This window comes from Sphingomonas sp. (genome assembly GCF_035944535.1).
Taxonomy (GTDB): Bacteria; Pseudomonadota; Alphaproteobacteria; order Sphingomonadales; family Sphingomonadaceae; genus Sphingomonas_B.
Genome location: NZ_DASZBC010000003.1, coordinates 177,229 through 196,993 on the forward strand (window position 1 = coordinate 177,229; position 19,765 = coordinate 196,993).

The window sequence follows — 19,765 nt, forward strand, 5'->3', positions numbered from 1 at the left end:
GGCATGACCGACACCGCCGTTAAGGGCGCCCCGGAACCCCGGCCCGGCCTGCTCGCCGCTATTCGCCCCTATGTCGAAAAGGCGCCGCTTGCCGCCTTTTTCCTCGGCATCTCGTCGGGCTTTCCTTACGCGATGATCGGCGCGACGCTGACCACGCGATTGGCGCAGGACGGCATCGACAAGAAGACGGTCACTGCCTTCACCCTCGTCTTCCTCGCCTACAACTTCAAGTTTCTGTGGGCATGGATCGTCGATGGCGTGAAGCTGCCGCTGCTCGGCCGGCTGGGGCAGCGCGTGTCCTGGATGCTGGTCATGGGCGTGCTCGTGATGGCGGCCGTGGCCAATCTCGCCATGGTCGACCCAGGTGCCGATATCGGCAGCGTGGCGACCGCGGCCATTCTGGTCGGCATTGCCGGTGCCAGCTACGACATCGTCATCGACGCATACCGGATCGAGATCCTGGAGCCGCGTCAGCTGGGCGTTGGGTCCGGCATGAATCAATATGGCTGGCGCATCGGCTCGGCGGGGGCGGGGGCGCTCGCCTTGGTCGTGGCGGCCCGCGCCGGCTGGGAAGCCGCCTATCTCGCCTGTGCCGCGCTCGCGCTGCCGGCCATGATCACAGCCCTGCTGATGGGCGAGCCGGCCCGGCGCCGTGAACCCAAGCAGCGGGCTGGCTTCGGTCGTGCCGTCGAGGCGGTGTGGCGCCCGTTCGTCGAGTTCCTGACGCGGCGCGGAGCGATGCTGGTGCTGCTCTTCATCCTGCTGCACAAGATCGGCGACACGCTCGGCCAGCTGACGCTCCGCCTGCTGCTTGACGAGCTCACCTACACCAATGACGAGATCGCCCTGTGGGACGTCGGCATCGGCTTCTGGGCCTACCTGATCGGCATCTTCGTCGGCGGTATCATGTACGCCCGCCTCGGCATGAAGCGCTCGGTGCTGATCAGCCTGATGCTGATGGCCGTGTCCAACTTCAGCTTCGCGCTGCTCGCGGCAGCTGGCAAGACGAACCTCGGCCTAGCCGGCGCGATCGGCTTCGAGAATTTCGCAAGCGGGATCGGCGGCGTGACCGTCGTCGCCTATTTCTCGGCTCTGACCGACCTGCGCTTCACCGCCGCCCAATACGCCCTCATCTCGGCCGCCGCCAGCATCGTCGGACGGTTCCTCACCGGCACTACCGCGGGCGCTCTGGTCGAGCAGATGGGCTTCGTGAATTTCTACCTGCTGACCACCGTCGCTGCTTTACCCGGAATCCTGCTCTTCTGGGCGATGATGCGGGCCGGGCTGATCGATGCGTCGGTCGGCAGTGCGGGGCGCGAACCGGCTAACCCAGATCAAAGCGACTAATCCTCACGGGAACCCGAATCGTTGCCAGTCCGTTCTACGGGGACAAACCCGCCCCTCACGGAGCCCCTCAAAAGTGGCAACAAAACTCCATGCGGCCGACACGCCGCAGTTCTTGAATAATGCCTTTCAGCGGACCCTTGCCAAGTGGAACCGCGAACGGCTCGCGCCGGGCTTTCCCGACGAGGATTGGCGTCGCGGCTTCGATCGGAACATGCAGATGCTCCGCCTTGAAGGCGCCTTTCTCGACGAACTGCGCGCCGAGGTCGCAGACGATCTCGCCCAAGTGCCGGACGAGGCCGACGCGTTCATCGCCTGGTTCGAGGCGCTGAAGGACGAGGGGCCGGGGCAGAACCACCCGCTCTTCTCCTGGCTCGCCGAGACCGCGACCGAAGGCCAAATGCGCTGGTTCCTGACTCAGGAAGCGGCCGGCGAAGCGGGTTTCGACGATCTCGTCGCCATGACGCAGGTTAAGCTGCCACACGGTCCGAAGCTGGAATTGGCCGAGAATTACTGGGACGAAATGGGCCGCGGCCAATATCGCGGCATTCACGGCCTGCTGCTGACCGAGCTTGTCGAGACGATGCAGATCAAGCCCGAAATCGACACCACGGTCTGGGAAAGCCTGGCGCTCGCCAATGCGATGACCGCGATGGCAACCACCCGCCGCTACACCTGGCTGTCGGTCGGTGCTTTGGGCGTGGTTGAGCTCACGGCGCCGTGGCGCTGCGAGCATGTCTCGGCGGGTCTCAAGCGGCTTGGCTATGGCCAGCGCCAAAGGCTCTATTACGATCTCCACGCCAAGATCGACATCAAGCACAGCGAGGGCTGGAACACCAATGCGCTGATGCCGCTGGTCGCGGAAGACCCGCGCCGCGCTCGCTTCATCGCGGAAGGCGCACTGATCCGCATGCGCTGCGCCGAACGCTGCTTCGAACGCTATTCTGAGCTGCTCGAGAACGGTGCCGAGATCTACTGAGGCGGTTCGCCGTTCAGCTCCAGCACCTGTCCGGCGAGGTAGAGGGAGCCGGCGATCAGTACGGGACTGCTGCCCTCGGCAAGAGCCGAAGGTATGTCAGCACAGGTCCGTGCAGGCAGACCAAGACGCTTGGCAAGGTTAGCCAGCGTTCCAGGTCCATGGTGCTCATGACCCTCGATCGGAACGGCGGTCACCGATCGCAGAACCGGCGCGAGGATCGACAGGAATGCCTCGGCATCCTTGTTGGCGAGCATGCCGATGACGAGGTCCAGCTTGCGCTCGCCGAGGGTCGCCGCCAGCGCCTCGGCCGCGGACGGATTGTGCCCGCCATCGAGCCAGGCTTCGCGATCTCCGACCAGCGGCCCAGGTTTCAGCCGCTGCAAGCGGGCGGGCCAGCGCGCGTCGGCTATCCCCTGCAGGATCGCGGCATTGGGAGCTCGCACCGCGTTCTGGTGCCTCAGCATCGCGACGGCGAGAGCCGCATTGTCCAGCTGATGCACCCCCGGCAGATGCAGTTCGGGCAGCTCGAGCTCGCCAAAGCGATCACGGTAGGTCCGGCCATTCCGAACCCAGTGATCTCCTTTCTTCAGCCTCACGGCACCTGAACTCGCCACAGCGGCCTCGATGCTGCGCTCCGCCTCATCCGGATAGGTAAGGGTCACGATCGGAACTCCAGCTCGCGCAATGCCGGCCTTTTCGCCCGCGATTTCGCCCAGTGTGCTCCCGAGAAAGCTCTGGTGGTCGATGCCCAGCGCCGCGATGGCGCAGCAGGCGGGGCGCGGGATCACGTTCGTCGCGTCGAGCCTCCCGCCTAAGCCCACTTCGACGATGCACGCATCGGCGGGCGCCCGGCTGAAAACCAGGAACGCTGCTGCCGTCGTAACTTCGAAAAAGCTGGCGTTCAGGCCCTCGGCGTGATCGAGCACCTCTTCCAGCACTGCCGCGAGCGCCGCGTCGTCGATCAACCGGCCGGCGACACGGAGCCGCTCGTTGAAGCGGACGAGGTGTGGGCTGGTATAGACATGCGCCGTCAGCCCCGCCCCCTCGATCGCGGCGCGGAGGAAGGCGCAGGTGGAGCCCTTTCCATTGGTGCCTGCGACATGGAAGACAGGCGGCAGCTCTCGCTCCGGATTGCCGACGCGTCCCAGCAGTGCCGTGATCCGCTCGAGCCCCAATATGTCCCGGCCGGGCGAAAGGCGGGCAAGCCGCTCCAGCTGCCGCTGCACGGCAGGATCGGCCGAGCGGGCGAAGTCCATTGGCTTAGGCGGCAGCCTTCACCGGCGCCAAATAGCCGAGCAGCCGCGCCAGTGTCGCCGGCAAGTCCTTCCGCTCCACGATCATGTCGAGCATGCCATGTTCGAGCAGATATTCGGACGTCTGGAAGCCCTCGGGCAGCTTCTCCCGGATCGTGTTCTCGATCACCCGGCGACCGGTGAAGGCGAGTGTCGCCTTGGGTTCGGCAAGATGCACGTCGCCAATCAGCGCATAGGAGGCCATGACGCCGCCCGAGGTGGGGTCGGTCAGCACCACAATATAGGGCAGGCCCGCTTCCTTCAGCTCGGCCACCGCGACTGTCATGCGCGGCATCTGCATCAGCGAGAGAATGCCTTCCTGCATGCGCGCGCCGCCCGAGGCGGTGAAGACGATGTACGGCAGCCGCTCGGCAATGGCCGCGTGGATGCCAGCAATGAAGGCCTCGCCGACGCCGACGCCCATCGACCCGCCCATGAAGGCGAAGTCTTGCACGCCGACAATGGCCTCATGGCCGCCGATGGGCCCACGCGCATTGAGCAGCGCGTCCGGCTCGTTGGTGGCCGCGCGCGCCGCCTTTAACCGGTCGACATATTTCTTTGAGTCCCGGAAACGCAGCGGGTCTTCCGGCGCCTTGGGCGCTGGCAGCAGCGTGAACTTGCCATCATCGAAGATCTGCCGGAAGCGCGTGCGCGCGCCGATGCGGCCATGATGGTCGCAGCTCGGGCAGACCGACAGATTCTCCTCGTACTCTTTGGTGAAGACCATCTGCCCGCAACCTGGGCATTTCTGCCAGAGATTGTCCGGCGTCTCATTCTTGGTGACGGACGCGATCGCGTTGCGGACGCGGTTGAGCCAACTCATGCGGCCTGCTCCTGACGGGCGCCGGCCAATGCCTGGCTCAGCGCGGAAACGAAGTGACGGACGGCGCCCGGGGCATTCGCACCCTCCGCGCCGATTAGCTCGACGATCGCCGAACCGACGACCACGCCATCCGCGACGCGCCCGATCGCGGCTGCCTGTTCGGGGCTGCGCACCCCGAACCCGACGGCGACCGGCAGGTCGGTCCCGGCGCGCAGTCGTGCTACCGCCGCCTCGATCGACTGCTGGGCCGCCTGCTGCATGCCCGTGATGCCCGCGACCGAGACGTAGTAGATGAACCCAGACGCACCGTTCAGTACGGCGGGCAACCGTGTGGGATCGGTGGTCGGGGTGGCAAGGCGGATCAGATGGAGGCCAGTCTGGCGGAGAGCAGGGCCGAGCGCATCGTCCTCCTCGGGCGGAATGTCGACGCAGATCACGCCGTCGACACCCGCCGCTGCGGCTTCGCGCCCAAACCAGTCAGCGCCGCGCGCGAGCATCGGATTGGCATAGCCCATCAGCACCAGCGGCACGTTCGGGTGCCGCTCGCGAAAACCGCGCGCGATGTCGAGCAGGTCGCGGGTGGTGGTGCCTGCGCCGAGTGAGCGCAGGTTGGCACGCTGAATGGCGGGCCCGTCCGCCATCGGATCGGTGAAGGGCATACCCAGCTCGATGATGTCCGCGCCGCCTTCAACCAGCGCGTCGAGAACTGCCGGCGTGGCCGCAGGCGAAGGGTCTCCGCCGGTGACAAAGGTGACAAGCGCGGCGCGGCCCTGCTCCCGGCAGCGCGCAAAGGCCGTAGCGAGGCGATCGTTCACAGCTTCACGCCCAGCGCGTTGGCGACGGTAAAGATATCCTTGTCGCCGCGCCCGCAGAGATTGGCGAGGATGATTTGATCCGAGCGCATTTCCCGCGACTTGCGGACCACGGCTGCAATGGCGTGCGAAGGCTCCAGCGCGGGAATAATGCCTTCGGTGCGGCAGAGCAGCTGAAATGCGTCGAGCGCCTCCCTGTCGGTAGCACTTTCATAGGTCACGCGGCCGATCTCGTGCAGCCAGCTATGTTCCGGGCCGATGCCGGGATAGTCGAGACCGGCCGAAATCGAATGCGCCTCGGTGATTTGGCCGTCTTCGTCCTGCAGCAAATAGGTCTTGTTGCCGTGGAGCACGCCGGGCCGCCCGCCCGCCAGACTGGCGGCATGAGCATCGGTATCTAGACCGTGCCCCGCTGCCTCGACGCCGAGCATCGCCACGTCATCGTCCAGAAACGGGTGGAACAGCCCGATCGCGTTGGAGCCGCCGCCGATCGCCGCCACCAGCAGGTCAGGCAAGCGGCCTTCGCGCTCCAGCATCTGCGCGCGCGCCTCGCGCCCGATCACCGACTGGAAGTCGCGGACCAGCTCCGGATAGGGATGAGGGCCGGCAGCCGTGCCGATGATGTAGAATGTGTCCTCGACGTTCGCGACCCAGTCGCGCATCGCCTCGTTCATCGCGTCCTTGAGCGTGTGCGCGCCGCTCTCCACCGGTTTCACTTCGGCGCCGAGCAGCTTCATCCGGAAGACGTTGGGGCTTTGCCGCTCCACGTCGCGCGCGCCCATATAGATGGTGCAGGGCAGGCCGAAGCGCGCCGCGACGGTCGCGGTGGCGACGCCGTGCTGGCCGGCGCCGGTCTCGGCGATGATCCGCGTCTTGCCCATGCGCCGCGCGAGTAAAATCTGGCCGATGCAGTTGTTGATCTTGTGCGCGCCGGTGTGGTTCAACTCGTCGCGCTTGAAGTAGATCTTGGGACCACCCAGCGCCTCTGTCAGCCGCTCGGCGAAATAAAGCGGACTCGGCCGGCCGACATAATGGGCGAGCAGGTCGTCGAACTCCGCCTGGAACGCCGGATCAACTTTGGCAGCGCGATAGGCGGCCTCAAGCTCAAGGATCAGCGGCATCAGCGTCTCGGCGACGTAGCGGCCGCCAAACTGGCCGAAATGCCCGCGTTCGTCGGGCTGCGTCCGGAGAGAATTTGCCAGTGTCATAAAGCGGCGACCGCTTGGAGGAAGCGGGCGATCTTGTCCACATCCTTGACGCCCGGCGCGCTTTCGACGCCCGAGGAGACGTCCACCATAGACGCACCGGTCGTGCGCACCGCTTCGGCGACGTTGTCGGGCCCGAGACCGCCGGACAGTACCCATGGGGCCGGGTGGGGAAAGCCGTCGAGTAGCTTCCAGTCAAAGCGCAGCCCCATGCCGCCGGGCAGCCCGCCTGGAGGCGTCTTCGCGTCATAGATGACGCGCTCGGCGAGCCCGCGCCATCGATGCGCCTGATCGAGGTCTGCGCGGGTGCGGACCGGCACGGCAACCCACAGAGGCAGCCGGAAGCGCGCGCGGATCGCGGCGGCACGGTCCTTCTCGACCTTGTGCATTTGGAGAGCATGAAGCCGTGCGGATGCGATGGCGCTCTCCAGAAGGTCATCATGGGGGTCGACGAACACGCCTACTCTTCCCACGCGCTCCGGCGTGCGGGCGGCGAGGCCCGACGCCTTGTCGAAATTCAGATGCCGGGGGCTCGGCGGATAGAAGACGAGGCCGACATGGCTGGCGCCCCCCGCGACAGCGGCATCGAGGGTTTCAGGGGTGGAAAGGCCACAAATCTTGGACTGGACGCGAAGCATGTCTGATCCCCCATGCCCGTTCGGGCTGAGCTTGTCGAAGCCCTCCGTTTCTGTTGGATCCCGAAGAAGGCAGGCCTTCGACAAGCTCAGGCCGAACGGGTGGAGGATTAGAGCGTTGCTTCGATTGCCCGTGCGGCCAGGTCCGGATCTTCCGCCGCGGTGATCGGACGGCCGATCACCAGGATCGACGCGCCGTCGTTCAGCGCCTGGCGGGGGGTGACGACGCGCTTCTGGTCGCCGGCATGCGCATCGGCCGGACGCACCCCGGGAACGACGAAGAAGCCGCCTGGCCAGAGCCGCTTGGCCGCCTTCACTTCGGCCCCGGAGCAGACGACGCCGTCGAGCCCCGCCTCGCGAGCCAGCGCCGTCAGTCGCTCGACCTGCGCATGCGGGTCGGCATTGAACCCGATCGACTGCAGGTCCTCGCCATCGAGGCTGGTCAGCACGGTAACGCCGACCACCTTCGTGCCGGCGGGCGCGGCGGCCTTGGCATCCTCCATCATCGCCCGCCCGCCGGCTGCGTGCACCGTCAGCACAGCGGGCTCAAGGTCGCGCAGGGATTGAACCGCCTTGGCGACGGTGTTCGGGATGTCGTGCAGCTTCAGGTCGAGGAAGATGGGCAGGCCTAGATGCGCCATTTCGCTGACGCCGGAGCGTCCGTTGGCGGCGAAGAACTCCAGGCCCAGCTTGATCCCGCCAACATGATGACGGACCCGTGTGGCGATCGTCTTGGCGCGTTCCAGATCGGGCGTGTCGAGGGCGACGAAGATCGGACCCTTCATGCGCCACCCGGCGGGACGGGTGCGATCGGGGCGGCCGAGGCGAGTGGCTCCGCTCGGATGGGGGCGGGCTGAGGCGGCGGCGCCACCACGAAACCCGTGCTGGCGTGCGCCTGGCGGCGCAGGCGGTAGCGCGCAGCCTGCCACAGCAGCAGCGGCGGAATCAGGCCCAGCAGGAAGAAGAAACCCAGCAGCAGCGGCAGCTTCGTCTCCAGGATCATGCCGTTCCACAGATTGACCGCGACCACCGTCCAATTGTTGAAGCAGAACAGCGCGACGATCACCGCCACGACGATCCAGAACAGGGTCTTCAGGAACGACATGCCGTGTTCTTAGGGCGTCGAAACGTTCAAGGCTAGCCGATCTCGGCGCGCAGCTTTTGAACCAGTCCTGGCACCGCGAGCAGCCGCGGCGCCTCTTCGTCCAGGATCGCGTGGAACAATGAGCGCTTCAGCTCCGCGGCGACGCCAGGAGGCAGGGTGCGGTGCGCGGGCAGGGTAGAAAGGATGATGTCCACCAGCCGGTCGGCCCCGTGGAGCCTGCCCCAGAGATAGTCATTCTCGCGATAGCCGCGGCTGAAAAAGGCGCCGAAGCTGTTGAAGCGAATGCCTTTCAGCGTCGCCTCGGCGCGACCGGCACGGATCGTCGTCGCGTCGTCGGGGGAGATGCGGTCGACCTTGACCGTGTCGAACTCGCCGTCGCGTTCGCCGGTAATCGAAAGCGTCGTCAGGTCGTAAAAGGCGAACCCCAGATAGGCGAAGAGCATCTCGCGCTTCTCGAACTTGGGCAGTTCGCTCAAGGCATCGGACAGCAGGCGGTCGGCATCGTCGTCGATCCGGCGCAGGTCGCGCGCGGCGCCGATCGCATCGAGCGCGGCTCCGGTGTCATCCCGGATATGGCAAGCGAGCTCACGCACCTCGTCGGAGAAAAAGCTCGCCACTTCCCGTTCAAGGTAGAGCGAGAGGATCTGGTAAATGCAGCGCTCGAACGCCTCGCAAGCGGCGGCCAGCCGTTCGTCCGATTCCTGGATGGACGCCAGCTTACGCGCCAGGAAGCGCAGCCGGCGGATCCGGAAGCCGAGATCATGTTCGCGGAAGAAATCGATCGCGGGAGGCGTCGCGCCGCCGCCCTTGGCCGTGACCCGCTCCAGACCGCGCCGTTGCAGCTCTGCCCAGATCGCTTCACGCGCCTGGGTCCGGGTGGGCCCGACTCCCTGCGGCGTGATCCGCCTAACTAAGCCGGCCAGCTCCTCGACGATGCCGGAAAGCTTCAGATGGCCATAAGCGGCATAGGCTGGGCCGGAGCGCCGTGCCGCTTCCGTCTGCGCCCGCGATCGCCAATTGGCGATGCGTGCCGGCGTCGGGCTGTCGAGGAAGAAGCTGCCGCCGAACAGCTGCACGATCGCTTCTTCGACCTCTTCCTTCAGCGCGTCGACGACACGCCTTGTGCGCCCCGATCGCTCCGAGCGCCCCTGCAGCGTCTCGAGATTGTCGCGGATCGGCTGCTCGCGCGGAATCTCGGCGAGCGCACCCAGGATGGTCGAGAAAAAGCCCGGCGTTTCGCTGCCCTTGGTCCCGCCGACACTGATGCTGCGGATACCGGGCTTGGGATCGATATAGACGAAGCGCCGGTCGATCTCGCGCCGCGCCGACCGGTTCTTGAGCGCGTCCATGGCCGGCTTGAACGGAGCATTGGCCAGCACCGAACCGTCGATCAATATGGCACGGTCGGCCATTCCCGCGGCCGCGTGGCGGGGCAGGGCGCGGGCGAGGAACGGCTCGCGCCCGTCCCAATCGACGCCGCGCTGCTTCAAGACGGCGTCGAGTTCGCCGACGGTGAACGGCGGAAAGGCACCGGGAAAGCTGGCGGTCGCGCGTGCCGCAAAGGCGAGCTCGGCCGCTGCGCCCAGATGCCGCTCCGGCCCGCCCCGGTCTGAGAAGCTGACGGTCAGCCGATGCTCGGTCTCGACCACCTCAGGCGGGCTGTTCAGCCGCAGCCGCTGCGGGTGGCCGCGAAAGTCGGTGACGGTCACGAACAGGTCGAGCGGCTGCTCGTCCGGGAGGAGGGGAGGGCCGGCCGGTGACGCCGCCATCGCGTCCAGTGCGTCGAGCAGCAGACCGGTGAAGACCTCGCCTCCGAAGGGCGGCTCGAACCAGCGCGAGCGCACGAAGCTGGACAGCTTGCGCCGCACTTCGGCGCGGGTGTCGGGATCGACGCTCTCCATCGCCTCGCCGCCACGATCAGCAAGCATGGCCAGGGGAATGGCCCAGAGCTTGGAAAGGCGCGTCGCGCGCGCCTCCGGATCGATCAGCCGTTCCACATCGGCGGCTTCCAGCCACAAATCGGTGAGCGGATCGAGCGATTGGCCGGTCGCCACCGCTTGAGCCAGAAAGATGCCGTTGATGCCGCCCGCACTCGCGCCGGCGATGATGTCGGAAAAGACGGTCAGGCGGAGACCGGCATGGGTTTCGACCCGTTCGAGCAGCTGGCGATAGACTTCCTGCGATCCGGTGCAGAAGCGGCCGTCATGAAAGGCGCGGCTGGCGCGGGCGAGGCGCCAGATCTCCTTAGTGATGCCGTGCATGTAGACGGCGAGGCTGATGCCGCCATAGCAGATCAGCGCCAGCCGAAGCTCCTTCTCCCGCATGAGACGGAGGGTGACGCAAAGCAGTCAGCCTGTCGAGGCGAAGTCGGCCCAGATCGGCAGATGGTCCGACGCCTTGCGCGACGCCGCCGACAAATGGACGCCGCAGCCGACCAGCTCCAGTCCCGCGAACATAATCCGGTCGAGCGCGGCGACCTGCCGGCGTGCGTGGAAGCTGCGGCCGGTAGGGGCAAAGGTGAAATGATGGCCGAAGTCGCGCAAACAGCCTCCCTGCGGCGTCCACTCGTTCAGGTCGCCCATCATCACGGTCGGCAGCTTGGGGCGATGTTCGACGTGGTGGATGATGGCCCGGCTCTGCCGCCGCCGCCACAATCCCGAGAGATCGAGGTGCATGCCGACGACGCGAAGCGGTGTGCCGCGCACGTCCAGCTCGGCAGCAACCGCGCCGCGCGGCTCGAGCGAGGGGATGTGCAGCGCCTCGCAATGGCTCATGCCGACGTCGCGCCGGACCAGGATGGCATTACCATGCCAGCCGATGCCGCCGGTGCGGTGGGGCAGGGTCAACGCGCGATAAGGGCTATGCTCTTCCAGCAGATGCGCCGGCAGCGCGCTCAGCCGCTCGCCGAAGCGCCGGTCCGCCTCCTGCAGCGCGATCACATCGGCGTCGATCTCGCACAGCACCTGGATGATCCGTTCGGGATTGCGCCGGCGGTCGGTGCCGATCGCCTTTCGCATGTTGTAGCTCGCCACGCGGATCATGGCCGCCGCACCTAGGGATGGAAGCGCGGTGCGGCAACGGGTTGGCGGCGGGGGCAATGATCTGACATGGCGTGCCATGGCCGAACACGCCATTCGAAGGCTCAAACTGATCGGCGCGCTGCTTGCAGTGGTGCTGGCCGGCTATGCCGTTGGCTCGCTGCTCGATCGGGCACGGCTACCGGGCGTTGACCTCGACGCGAGCTCCGTCGTCGAGCAGCTTCATGCTGATCACACCGCGCCTGCGACGGGAAGTCCGCAGGCTGCGGTCCAGGTGGTCGTCTTCACCGACTATCGATGCGGCGTGTGCCGGATCGATCATGCGGGTGTGAAGCAGGTGGCGATTGCGCGGCCCGATGTGCGCTTCGTCTTCAAGGAATGGGCGGCGCTCGGACCGACCTCGCGGCTCGCTGCCGAAACGGCGCTCGCTTCGGCTTATCAGGGTCGCTACCAAGCCGCACGCGATGCGCTGATGCGCGCGCCTTTGTTCGATGGAGCATCGGTCCAGCGAGCGCTCGCCACGGCTGGGCTGGACTTGATCTGGCTGGAGGCGGATCTTCGCCGGCACAGACGGGAGATCGACAGGGAACTCGCGCTCGCCTCGCGCCAGGCCTTTTCGCTGGGACTGCCTGGAACGCCTGCCTATCTTGTGGGGCGGCGCTTGGTCGTGGGAAGGCTGGAGCGGGGGAAGCTGGAGCGACTGATCGCCCGTGCCGAGCGCGAGCTGCTCAAAGAATGATGCGGAAGCGGGCTCCGCCCAGATTGCTTTCCTCGACATCGATGCTGCCGTCATGGGCGAGGACTATCTGCCGTGCGAGGCTCAGGCCCACGCCCGTGCCCTTGGCCTTGGTGGTGAAGAAGGGGAGGAAGATCTCGCTTCTCTTCGCCTCCGGCACGCCGGGGCCATTGTCCTCGACCAGGATGGTCGCGCCGCTGCCGCGGATAGCCTGAAAGCGCAGCGCGATCCGTGGCGTCTCGCTATGCGCCTGGGCCGCTTCCGCGCCGTTGCGCAGCAGGTTGATCAGCACCTGGGCGAGCAGGTCCGGATCCGCGTCGATCATCATCGTTTCCGGTTCGACGCTGACTTCGAGCGCTATGCGCGTTGCGGGCCAGTCCGCCTGGAACAGCCGCCTCAGCTCGCCCGCGAACGGCGCGGCGATGAAGGTCTGGCGATTGACCTGCGGCGTGCGGCTGATCTGGCGATAGCTTTCGACAAAATGCATCACGCCGTCGGCGCGCCGGGCCAAGGTCTCCACTGCCGCCCGTGCATCGGCCACAGTCTCGTTCTCGCCCGTGTCCACTTCCTTCATCAGGTCGGCGGCGGTGCGAGCGAGGGAGGTGACCGGCGTCATCGAGTTCATGATCTCATGAGTGAGCACCCGCACCAGGTCGGTCTGCGTGGCGATCTCGACCGCGTTCAGCGCCTCCTGGATGGGTTGAACCGTGATCACCCGGTGGGCGCCGCCCAAGCGGTGAACCGCGGCCGCGCGCAGCAACGCACGCTGGGTGCGGCCGCCTTCGAGGGTTAGCGTGACGAGCTGGCGCTTGCCGGCTTCCATATTGGCCAGGCAGCGCGAAAAGCCTTCGCCGAAGACGGCGTAATCGTCGACGCGTACCCCATCCAGGGCGCCGAACATGCGGCGCGCCGTTTTGCCGACCGGCTCCACCCGCAAATCCTGGTCGATCAGCAGCAACGCGACCGGCAGGTCGTCGACGATCGCCTGCAGGAAGCGGCTTTCGTCAGCCATGCGCGATCGTTCCTCGCGCAGGCTGCGGATGCCGCTATCGAGCGCCTCGCCAAGCGCCTCGAAGCCGGCTCCGGCTTGAGGCCGGGAGAAGCTCGCCGACATGTCGCCGAAGCGGATCGCCTCGACGAAGCGAGTGACTTCATGATTGGTGCGCTGAATATAGTTCCACAGCATGGCCGCGGCACCGATCACCAGCGCGGCCGCGATCACACGGGCGGCGCCGAGATTGGGGTTCGACAGGGCGCCGGCAAAAGCGGCGAGGGCCGCCAGGAGCAGCAGCATACGCAAGGCGAGGCCGAGCGCGAACCGTCCCTTGAAGCCGAGGCTGTCCATCGTCAGCGCTGGATCGCTGCGGCCTTAAAGGCCATGCTTTTCCATGCGGCGATAGAGCGAGGCGCGGGTAAGGCCAAGTTCGTTCGCGGCAAGCGAGATGTTGTACGCATTTTTCTTAAGCGCGCGCTCGATCATCTGCTTCTCGGCCTTTTCCAGGTTAAGATCGGCATCACCGGTAACCGCGACCACCGGAATATGGTCCGCCTGGCGCCGGATCGAGAAATCCTCGACCGTGAGCGGCCCGCCGTCCGACAGGATCACCGCGCGCTCCGCCGCATGACGCAAGGCGCGGACATTGCCCGGCCAGTCATAGGCTGTCAGCGCCGCCAGCACGTCGCCCGAGAGCGGCTGCACCGGCTTGTCGTACTTGCGTGCGTAAAGGCCGAGGTAATGATCGAGCAGCACCGGAATGTCCTCGCGCCGCTGGCGGAGCGCGGGCAGTTCGATCTCGACCGTGTTCAGCCGGAACAGCAGGTCGGGCCTGAAGCGCGTTTCGTCCGACAAGGCCTCGGGCGCCAGATTGGTTGCGGCGACAACGCGGACGTCGATCGGAACCGACTTGTTGGAGCCTACCGGCGTCACGCGGCGCTGTTCGAGCGCAGTCAGAAGCTTAGGCTGCAAGTGCAGCGGAAGATTGCCGATTTCATCGAGGAACAAGGTGCCGCCATCGGCTGCCTGAAGCCGGCCGACGCGGTCGGAGCGGGCGTCGGTGAAGGCGCCCTTCACATGGCCGAACAGTTCGGAATCGAACAGGCTTTCGGCGACGGCGCCCAGATCCACCGACAGCATCACCCGGTCGGCGCGTCGAGACCGACGGTGGAGTTCGCGCGCGACCAGCTCCTTGCCCGTCCCGTTCTCGCCCAGGATCAGCACATTGGCGTCGGTCGGCGCGGCCCGCTCGATCAGCTGCATGACCCGCTTCATCGCCGGCGACGCGCCGAGCAGCGGCGTCTCCGAACCGGCCGCGGGCGCCGCCGCCGCCACGACCTTCTGTCGCTCGGTGGTGACCGCCTTGCGCGACTGGCGCAAAGCGGCCGCCGTGCGCACCGTCGCCAGCAGCCGCTCGTTGGACCAGGGTTTGGAGACGAAGTCGGTCGCGCCACGCTTCATTGCTTCCACGGCAATTTGCACTCCTCCATGAGCAGTGATCATCACCACCACCGCCTCGGGATCGCGTTCGATGAAGCGGGCGAGCGCTTCAAAGCCTTCGGCCGCGTTCGTCGCGCCGCGCGCGAAGTTCGCGTCCAGCAATATCACGTCGGGGCTGCGTCCGGCGGTTTTGGCCAGCGCCTCGTCGGGCTGCTCGGCGACGATCACTTCGGCGAACAACTCGCGGAGCAACAGGCGCGCTGCGAGCAGGATATCGGGGTCGTCATCGACGACCAGGGCGAGTTCGAAAGGCTTGGCGCTCACCGCGTCCGGCTCCGCACAGTCTGTGTTCGAATCCGGACATAGGCCAGTTGCGGCGGACGTGCACCCGCCGAGTGCAGGAAAAGAGCGCCGGACCAAAAAGCCAGCATTTCCGCGGCTCCCAGCAGCTTGGCACGGCTTTCGCTGATCTTCCGACGACCGGGCATTCCGCCCGGCGAACAGGATTTGGAGAGCCGAGGGATGATCAAGATTCGCCATTCCTTCGCGTTCGCGGCCACGGTCGCCGCCGCACTGACTACATTTGTAACCGTCGCGCCGCAACCGGCCAGTGCAGGCACCATCGCCTGCATCGAAGCCGACGAGCCGGTGCGCGTCTGAATGGCTGCAGGGCTGAGCCTGTCCGGGAACGGACACTTCTGTTCGCTTCCGGACAGGAAAGGCCGGGTCGATCTGCATCTTCCCCCTCGACTACATCTGTTTTCGTGGCTGGCACGATGCTTGCTGAGCTGCCTGTGGAGACCCGTGAATGAGCGTCGTTCGAATGAACTCTGAGACCAAGTCCCCCCGCGAGCCGGTGAGCGGCGGCGCGATGGACAAGGTTGTCGAGAAGAAGGGGCTCTCGAACAAACTCAAGGCCGGCATCGCCGCCGGCGCGCTCGCGGTCGTCGGCATCGGCTTCTACACCTATGCGCCGAGCAGCAACTCGCAGACCGTCGCCGCCGAGCGGCTGACGATCTCGACCGTCGAGCGGGGCACGTTCGACGACTTCCTGCCGCTCCGTGCGCGGGTGACGCCGCTGCTGACCGTCTATCTCGACTCGATTGAGGGCGGCCGGGTCGAGCAGGTGCTCGTCGAGGACGGCGCCAACGTCCAGAAGGGGCAGATGCTGGCGGTGCTGTCCAACGCCGAGCTGCAGCTGTCTGTGCTCGCCCGCCAGACTGAGGTCACCCAGCAGATCAACTCGCTGCGCAGCCAGGAACTGGCATTGTCGCAGACCCGTCTCGCGGACGAACGCGGCATCTATGAAGCCAGGGCCGCGCTCGACAAATCGGAGCGGCAATTCGCCCGTGAGAAGGCGCTGGCCGATCGCGGCTTCGTCGCCCGCAAGCAATATGAAGACACGCGCGCCGATTACGAGGCCAATCGCGGCCGCTATGCCGTCCAGGCCCGCACCCGCGCGACCAACGAGCGGCTGCAGTCGAGCCAGCTAGCCCAGCTGCGCGAGGCGGCCCAGTCGATGAACGCAGGCCTGGCGCTCGCCCGTGCGAACCTGGACTCGCTGAACCTGCGCGCGCCGGTCTCCGGCCAGCTCTCTGGTTTCTCGATCCAGGTCGGCCAGTCACTGGCCCGCGGCGAGCGCGTTGGCCAAATCGACAGCCCCGGCTCGAACAAGCTCATCGCAGGCGTCGACGAATTTTATCTCGGCCGCGTCCAGGTCGGCCAGAAAGCGACGATCGAGCAGGGCGGCAAGACCTGGCAGATGAAGGTCACCAAGATCTACCCGCAGGTCCGCAACGGCCAGTTCGAAGTCGACCTGCAGTTCGTCGGCGGCGAGCCGCAGGGGTTGCAGCGGGGCCAGACCCTGCAGGCGAAGCTGACGCTCGGCGATCCGGCGCCGGCGCTGCTGATCCCCAATGGCAGCTTCTACAACGACACTGGCGGCTCATGGGTCTTTGTCGTCACGCCCGACGGCTCGGAAGCGGTCAAGCGCACCGTCCGGCTTGGCCGCCGCAACGCCGATTACATCGAAGTGCTCGACGGGCTTCAGCCCGGCGAGAAAGTCCTCACCTCTCCCTACACCGGTTTCGCCGACAAGGACCGGCTCGACCTCCAGAAGCAGTGAAAGGAAGCGTCACATGCTGAGCATGCGTGAACTCTCGCGGGTCTACCGCACCGACACCGTCGAGACGACCGCGCTCGACCGGATCGACCTCGAAATCGCGGACGGCGAGTTCGTCGCGATCATGGGCCCGTCCGGTTGCGGCAAGTCGACGCTGTTGAACGTAATCGGCATGCTCGACAGCCCGTCGAGCGGTTCCTACGTTTTCAACGGCCAGGAAGTTGCGGGGCTCGCCGAAAGCCAGCTCGCCGACATCCGCAAGAAGCATATCGGCTTTATCTTCCAGAGCTTCAATCTCATCGACGAGCTCTCGGTCCGCGAGAATGTAGAGCTCGCGCTGCTCTACCACGACATTCCCGCTGCCGAGCGCCGCGCGCGTGTCGATGCGGTGATGGACAAGGTCGGCATCGCCCATCGCGCCAAGCATCGTCCGAGCCAGCTCTCGGGCGGTCAGCAGCAGCGCGTCGCCGTCGCCCGCGCGGTGGTCGGCGAGCCCAAGATGATCCTGGCCGACGAGCCGACCGGCAACCTCGATACTCAGCATGGCGAAGAAGTCATGCGGATGCTTCAGAAGCTCAACGCCGAAGGTTCGACCATCGTCATGGTCACCCACTCGCCGGCCCATGCCGATTATGCCGGCCGCGTCGTCAATATGCTCGACGGCCGCGTGCTGGTGGAGCGCCGCCGCGCCGCCTGAGCGCTTTCGCCGACTGCTGCGCGAGGAGGGAGAGAAGGGGATGTGGGGCAATTATCTGACGCTGGGTTTCCGGTCGTTGATGAAGAACGGCACTTACGCCTTCATCAACATCGCCGGCTTGGCGCTTGGGCTTGCCGCGTGCCTGCTGCTGCTCCTCTATGTCCGCTACGAGACGAGCTATGACGCATGGCTGCCTGACGCAGAACGCGTCTATCAGCTGCAGTCGGTCAACACCGATCCGGAAACCGGCCGCGTTACCGTCAGCCAGGGTTCTCATGGTGTCGTCGCCGCGCCGCTGAAGAAAGACTTTCCGCAGATCGAATATGCGGTGCGGGCGGACGTGTCGCAGCTCGTGCTCACGCGCGGCGCCGACCCGGTCTTTGCCGATGTCTGGATGACGGAGCCGGACTTCTTTCAAATCCTCCGGCTTCCGTTCCTTCGCGGCGACCCCGCAACGGCGCTGAACGACGCGAATGCACTCGTGCTCAGCCGCAGTGAGGCGATCCGACTGTTCGGCAGCCTGGATGTGGTCGGGCAGACCATCACCAATGTTCGGCGCGGCAAGAAGATCGAGAAGCGTATCACCGGCGTCTTCGAGAATCTGCCAAAGAACTCTCATCTCGACATCAAGAATGTTGGCCGGATCAGCGAGGAAGCCGCCGCGGAATGCAGCTGGAGCTGTATTAACGGCGGCGTCTATGTGAAGCTGCGACCCGGCACCACCGTGGCGCCGATCCATGCCGGTCTGCCTGCCTGGGAAAAGCGCAACATCCCGCCGCAGGATGTGGGCGGACAGAAGGTCAGCGAAGGCGATCGTTTCGATTGGAAGCTCGTCAACGTGAGGGACGTGCATCTGAGCGGCGCTGAAGGCGAGCCTGAAAAGCCGACCAACGACCGCACGACGATCGTCACCTTCACCGTCATCGCGCTGCTGATCCTTGGCATCGCGTCTGCCAACTTCGTCAATCTGGCGACGGCGCGGGCTGGGCAGCGGGCCCGGGAGGTAGCGCTCCGCAAGGTGCTGGGGGCGAGCCGCAAGCAGCTGCTCGTGCAGTTCCTGGGCGAGTCGCTGCTGCTGACCGCGATCGCGATGCTGATCGCCTTGTCGCTGGCGGAGCTGGTGATGCCTTGGCTGTCGGCCTTTCTGAACGCCGACCTGAAGCTCGCCTATCTGGGTACGGAGGGCGTGCTCGCGACCGTTGTGGGCCTCTGGCTGGCCGTCGGCCTGGCCGGCGGTCTTTATCCCGCCTTCTTCCTCTCGCGCTTCCAGCCTGGTGCGGTGCTGAAGGCCAACCGCTCCAATGCCGAGCCGCCCGGAACGGGGCGGGTGCGCAGCGCACTCGTGGTCGCGCAGTTCGCCGTTTCAATCGGCCTGATCGCCTGCACCATCGTGATCTACGCCCAGACGCAGTTCGTGCGGACCAACGATGCGGGCTATCGCCGCGAGGGCCTGTTCACCGTATCCAACATGGATCGGGCGGCAGTCGTACCCGTCGCGGACACGATCATCCGCGAGGCGCAGCGCATTCCCGGTGTGCAGGCGGCGGCGGGAGCGGCGATCTTCCCGGCGAGCGGAACCACCCTCAATGCCAAGGTAATCGTCCCCGGGCGCGCCAAGCCGGCGACGATTGGCTGGTATAGCGTCTCGCCCGAATTCTTCGAGACGGTGGGCACCAAGCTGCTCGCCGGCCGTACGCTCTCGTCAAGCTTCGCCAACGATGCGGTGCGCATCTCCGACGTGATCATGGCGGAAGGCGACGCGCTTAAGCAGCGCCAGCGCGAGTTGAACGCGCGTGGCGGCAACACCGTCGTCAACCGCACCGCCGCCAGGCAGATGGGCTTTGCCGATCCGGCAAGCGCCATCGGCAAGACCGTTCGGGTTAACACCTTCCAGGACGGCGCCGGGCTGCTGCCGCTGACCATCGTCGGTGTGGTCGAAGACAGCCGCTTCCGCTCGATGCGCGAACCGCCCGAGCCGATGATGTTCTACAATGACGGCCTGTATCTGCGCCTCGTCGTCCGTTACGAGTCCGACAACCCGGAAGCGGTGCGGCAGTCGGTCGGCCGACTATGGAAGCGGCTGGCGCCCGACGTGCCTTACGAGGCCGACTATGCCGAGGCCGAGTTGGCGGAGCTCTACCGCACCGATCGCGCACGCGGCATCAGCTTCGCCGGCTTCTCGCTCCTCGCCGTCGTCATCGCTGCCTTGGGGCTGTTCGGCCTAGCGGCATTCACGGCCGACCGCCGGACCAAGGAGATCGGCATCCGCAAGGTGTTCGGCGCCACCGTCGCCGACATCGTGAGGCTGCTTGCCTGGCAATTTTCCAAGCCGGTCATCCTCGCTAACCTAATCGCATGGCCGGTCGCATGGTGGATCATGCGAGACTGGCTCAACCAGTTCGACGCTCGCATCGCGCTGACGCCGGGGCCGTTCGTTGTCGCCGGCCTCCTCGCGCTGATCATCGCGGTCGGCACCGTGTCCAGCCACGCGATCCGCATCGCCCGCACCAACCCCATCCACGCCCTCCGCTACGAGTAGGACA

Annotated in this window: 18 protein-coding genes; 7 read left to right on the forward strand and 11 right to left on the reverse strand. The window is 66.1% G+C overall.

The window, feature by feature from the left end; translation table 11 throughout:
• Positions 1-3 precede the first annotated feature (3 nt).
• Positions 4-1,347 carry an AmpG family muropeptide MFS transporter gene (locus VGT77_RS02770; protein WP_327459341.1) on the forward strand — a complete coding sequence of 448 codons (1,344 nt, stop codon included), beginning with the start codon at positions 4-6 and terminating at the stop codon, positions 1,345-1,347.
• Positions 1,348-1,420: 73 nt separating this feature from the next.
• Positions 1,421-2,323: an iron-containing redox enzyme family protein gene (locus VGT77_RS02775; RefSeq protein ID WP_327459343.1), complete on the forward strand. Its 903-nt coding sequence runs from the start codon at positions 1,421-1,423 to the stop codon at positions 2,321-2,323.
• Here VGT77_RS02775 and VGT77_RS02780 read toward each other — a convergent pair.
• From VGT77_RS02780 to VGT77_RS02820, 9 genes are all read right to left on the reverse strand, one after another.
• Entirely contained in the window at positions 2,317-3,579 is a 1,263-nt protein-coding gene (locus VGT77_RS02780; protein ID WP_327459345.1) for a folylpolyglutamate synthase/dihydrofolate synthase family protein, read from the reverse strand. The genes VGT77_RS02775 and VGT77_RS02780 overlap by 7 nt on opposite strands.
• 4 nt (positions 3,580-3,583) lie before the next feature.
• Positions 3,584-4,438, reverse strand: coding sequence for an acetyl-CoA carboxylase, carboxyltransferase subunit beta (gene accD / locus VGT77_RS02785; RefSeq protein ID WP_327459347.1), 855 nt, complete (start codon positions 4,436-4,438; stop codon positions 3,584-3,586).
• Positions 4,435-5,253 (reverse strand): tryptophan synthase subunit alpha, encoded by an 819-nt coding sequence (trpA, locus tag VGT77_RS02790; RefSeq protein WP_327459349.1) that lies wholly within the window; start codon positions 5,251-5,253, stop codon positions 4,435-4,437. The genes accD and trpA overlap by 4 nt, the downstream gene beginning before the upstream one ends.
• Positions 5,250-6,458 carry a tryptophan synthase subunit beta gene (trpB, locus tag VGT77_RS02795; protein ID WP_327459351.1) on the reverse strand — a complete coding sequence of 403 codons (1,209 nt, stop codon included), beginning with the start codon at positions 6,456-6,458 and terminating at the stop codon, positions 5,250-5,252. The genes trpA and trpB overlap by 4 nt, the downstream gene beginning before the upstream one ends.
• Entirely contained in the window at positions 6,455-7,093 is a 639-nt protein-coding gene (locus VGT77_RS02800; RefSeq protein WP_327459353.1) for a phosphoribosylanthranilate isomerase, read from the reverse strand. Before VGT77_RS02800 ends, trpB begins: the two co-directional genes overlap by 4 nt.
• Positions 7,094-7,200: 107 nt before the next feature.
• Entirely contained in the window at positions 7,201-7,875 is a 675-nt protein-coding gene (gene pyrF / locus VGT77_RS02805; RefSeq protein ID WP_327459355.1) for an orotidine-5'-phosphate decarboxylase, read from the reverse strand.
• The gene (locus VGT77_RS02810) at positions 7,872-8,195 is read right to left on the reverse strand and encodes a hypothetical protein (protein ID WP_327459357.1); all 324 of its coding nucleotides are present in this window, start codon (positions 8,193-8,195) and stop codon (positions 7,872-7,874) included. The genes pyrF and VGT77_RS02810 overlap by 4 nt, the downstream gene beginning before the upstream one ends.
• A gap of 32 nt (positions 8,196-8,227) precedes the next feature.
• Entirely contained in the window at positions 8,228-10,519 is a 2,292-nt protein-coding gene (locus VGT77_RS02815) for a patatin-like protein (protein WP_327459359.1), read from the reverse strand.
• A 24-nt stretch (positions 10,520-10,543) separates the two neighbouring features.
• Complete coding sequence (locus VGT77_RS02820) at positions 10,544-11,236, reverse strand: endonuclease/exonuclease/phosphatase family protein (protein ID WP_327459361.1); 693 nt, start codon at positions 11,234-11,236, stop codon at positions 10,544-10,546.
• A 76-nt stretch (positions 11,237-11,312) separates the two neighbouring features.
• Here VGT77_RS02820 and VGT77_RS02825 point away from each other — a divergent pair, with 76 nt between their 5' ends.
• Positions 11,313-11,972 carry a thioredoxin domain-containing protein gene (locus VGT77_RS02825; RefSeq protein ID WP_327459363.1) on the forward strand — a complete coding sequence of 220 codons (660 nt, stop codon included), beginning with the start codon at positions 11,313-11,315 and terminating at the stop codon, positions 11,970-11,972.
• On the opposite strand, the gene VGT77_RS02830 is transcribed toward VGT77_RS02825, so the two are convergent.
• On the reverse strand, positions 11,962-13,314 hold the full coding sequence (locus VGT77_RS02830) for a sensor histidine kinase (RefSeq protein WP_327459365.1): 1,353 nt from the start codon (positions 13,312-13,314) through the stop codon (positions 11,962-11,964). The genes VGT77_RS02825 and VGT77_RS02830 overlap by 11 nt on opposite strands.
• A 24-nt stretch (positions 13,315-13,338) precedes the next feature.
• On the reverse strand, positions 13,339-14,727 hold the full coding sequence (locus VGT77_RS02835; protein ID WP_327459367.1) for a sigma-54 dependent transcriptional regulator: 1,389 nt from the start codon (positions 14,725-14,727) through the stop codon (positions 13,339-13,341).
• A gap of 198 nt (positions 14,728-14,925) precedes the next feature.
• Here VGT77_RS02835 and VGT77_RS02840 point away from each other — a divergent pair, with 198 nt between their 5' ends.
• The 4 genes from VGT77_RS02840 to VGT77_RS02855 all read left to right on the forward strand — a co-directional run bounded on the left by VGT77_RS02840 (position 14,926) and on the right by VGT77_RS02855 (position 19,761).
• The gene (locus VGT77_RS02840; RefSeq protein WP_327459369.1) at positions 14,926-15,063 is read left to right on the forward strand and encodes a hypothetical protein; all 138 of its coding nucleotides are present in this window, start codon (positions 14,926-14,928) and stop codon (positions 15,061-15,063) included.
• 163 nt (positions 15,064-15,226) lie between these two features.
• Complete coding sequence (locus VGT77_RS02845; RefSeq protein ID WP_327459371.1) at positions 15,227-16,528, forward strand: efflux RND transporter periplasmic adaptor subunit; 1,302 nt, start codon at positions 15,227-15,229, stop codon at positions 16,526-16,528.
• A gap of 13 nt (positions 16,529-16,541) precedes the next feature.
• Positions 16,542-17,222, forward strand: a complete 681-nt coding sequence (locus VGT77_RS02850; RefSeq protein ID WP_327459373.1) for an ABC transporter ATP-binding protein — start codon at positions 16,542-16,544, stop codon at positions 17,220-17,222.
• A gap of 40 nt (positions 17,223-17,262) precedes the next feature.
• Positions 17,263-19,761 carry an ABC transporter permease gene (locus VGT77_RS02855; protein ID WP_327459375.1) on the forward strand — a complete coding sequence of 833 codons (2,499 nt, stop codon included), beginning with the start codon at positions 17,263-17,265 and terminating at the stop codon, positions 19,759-19,761.
• Positions 19,762-19,765 lie beyond the last annotated feature (4 nt).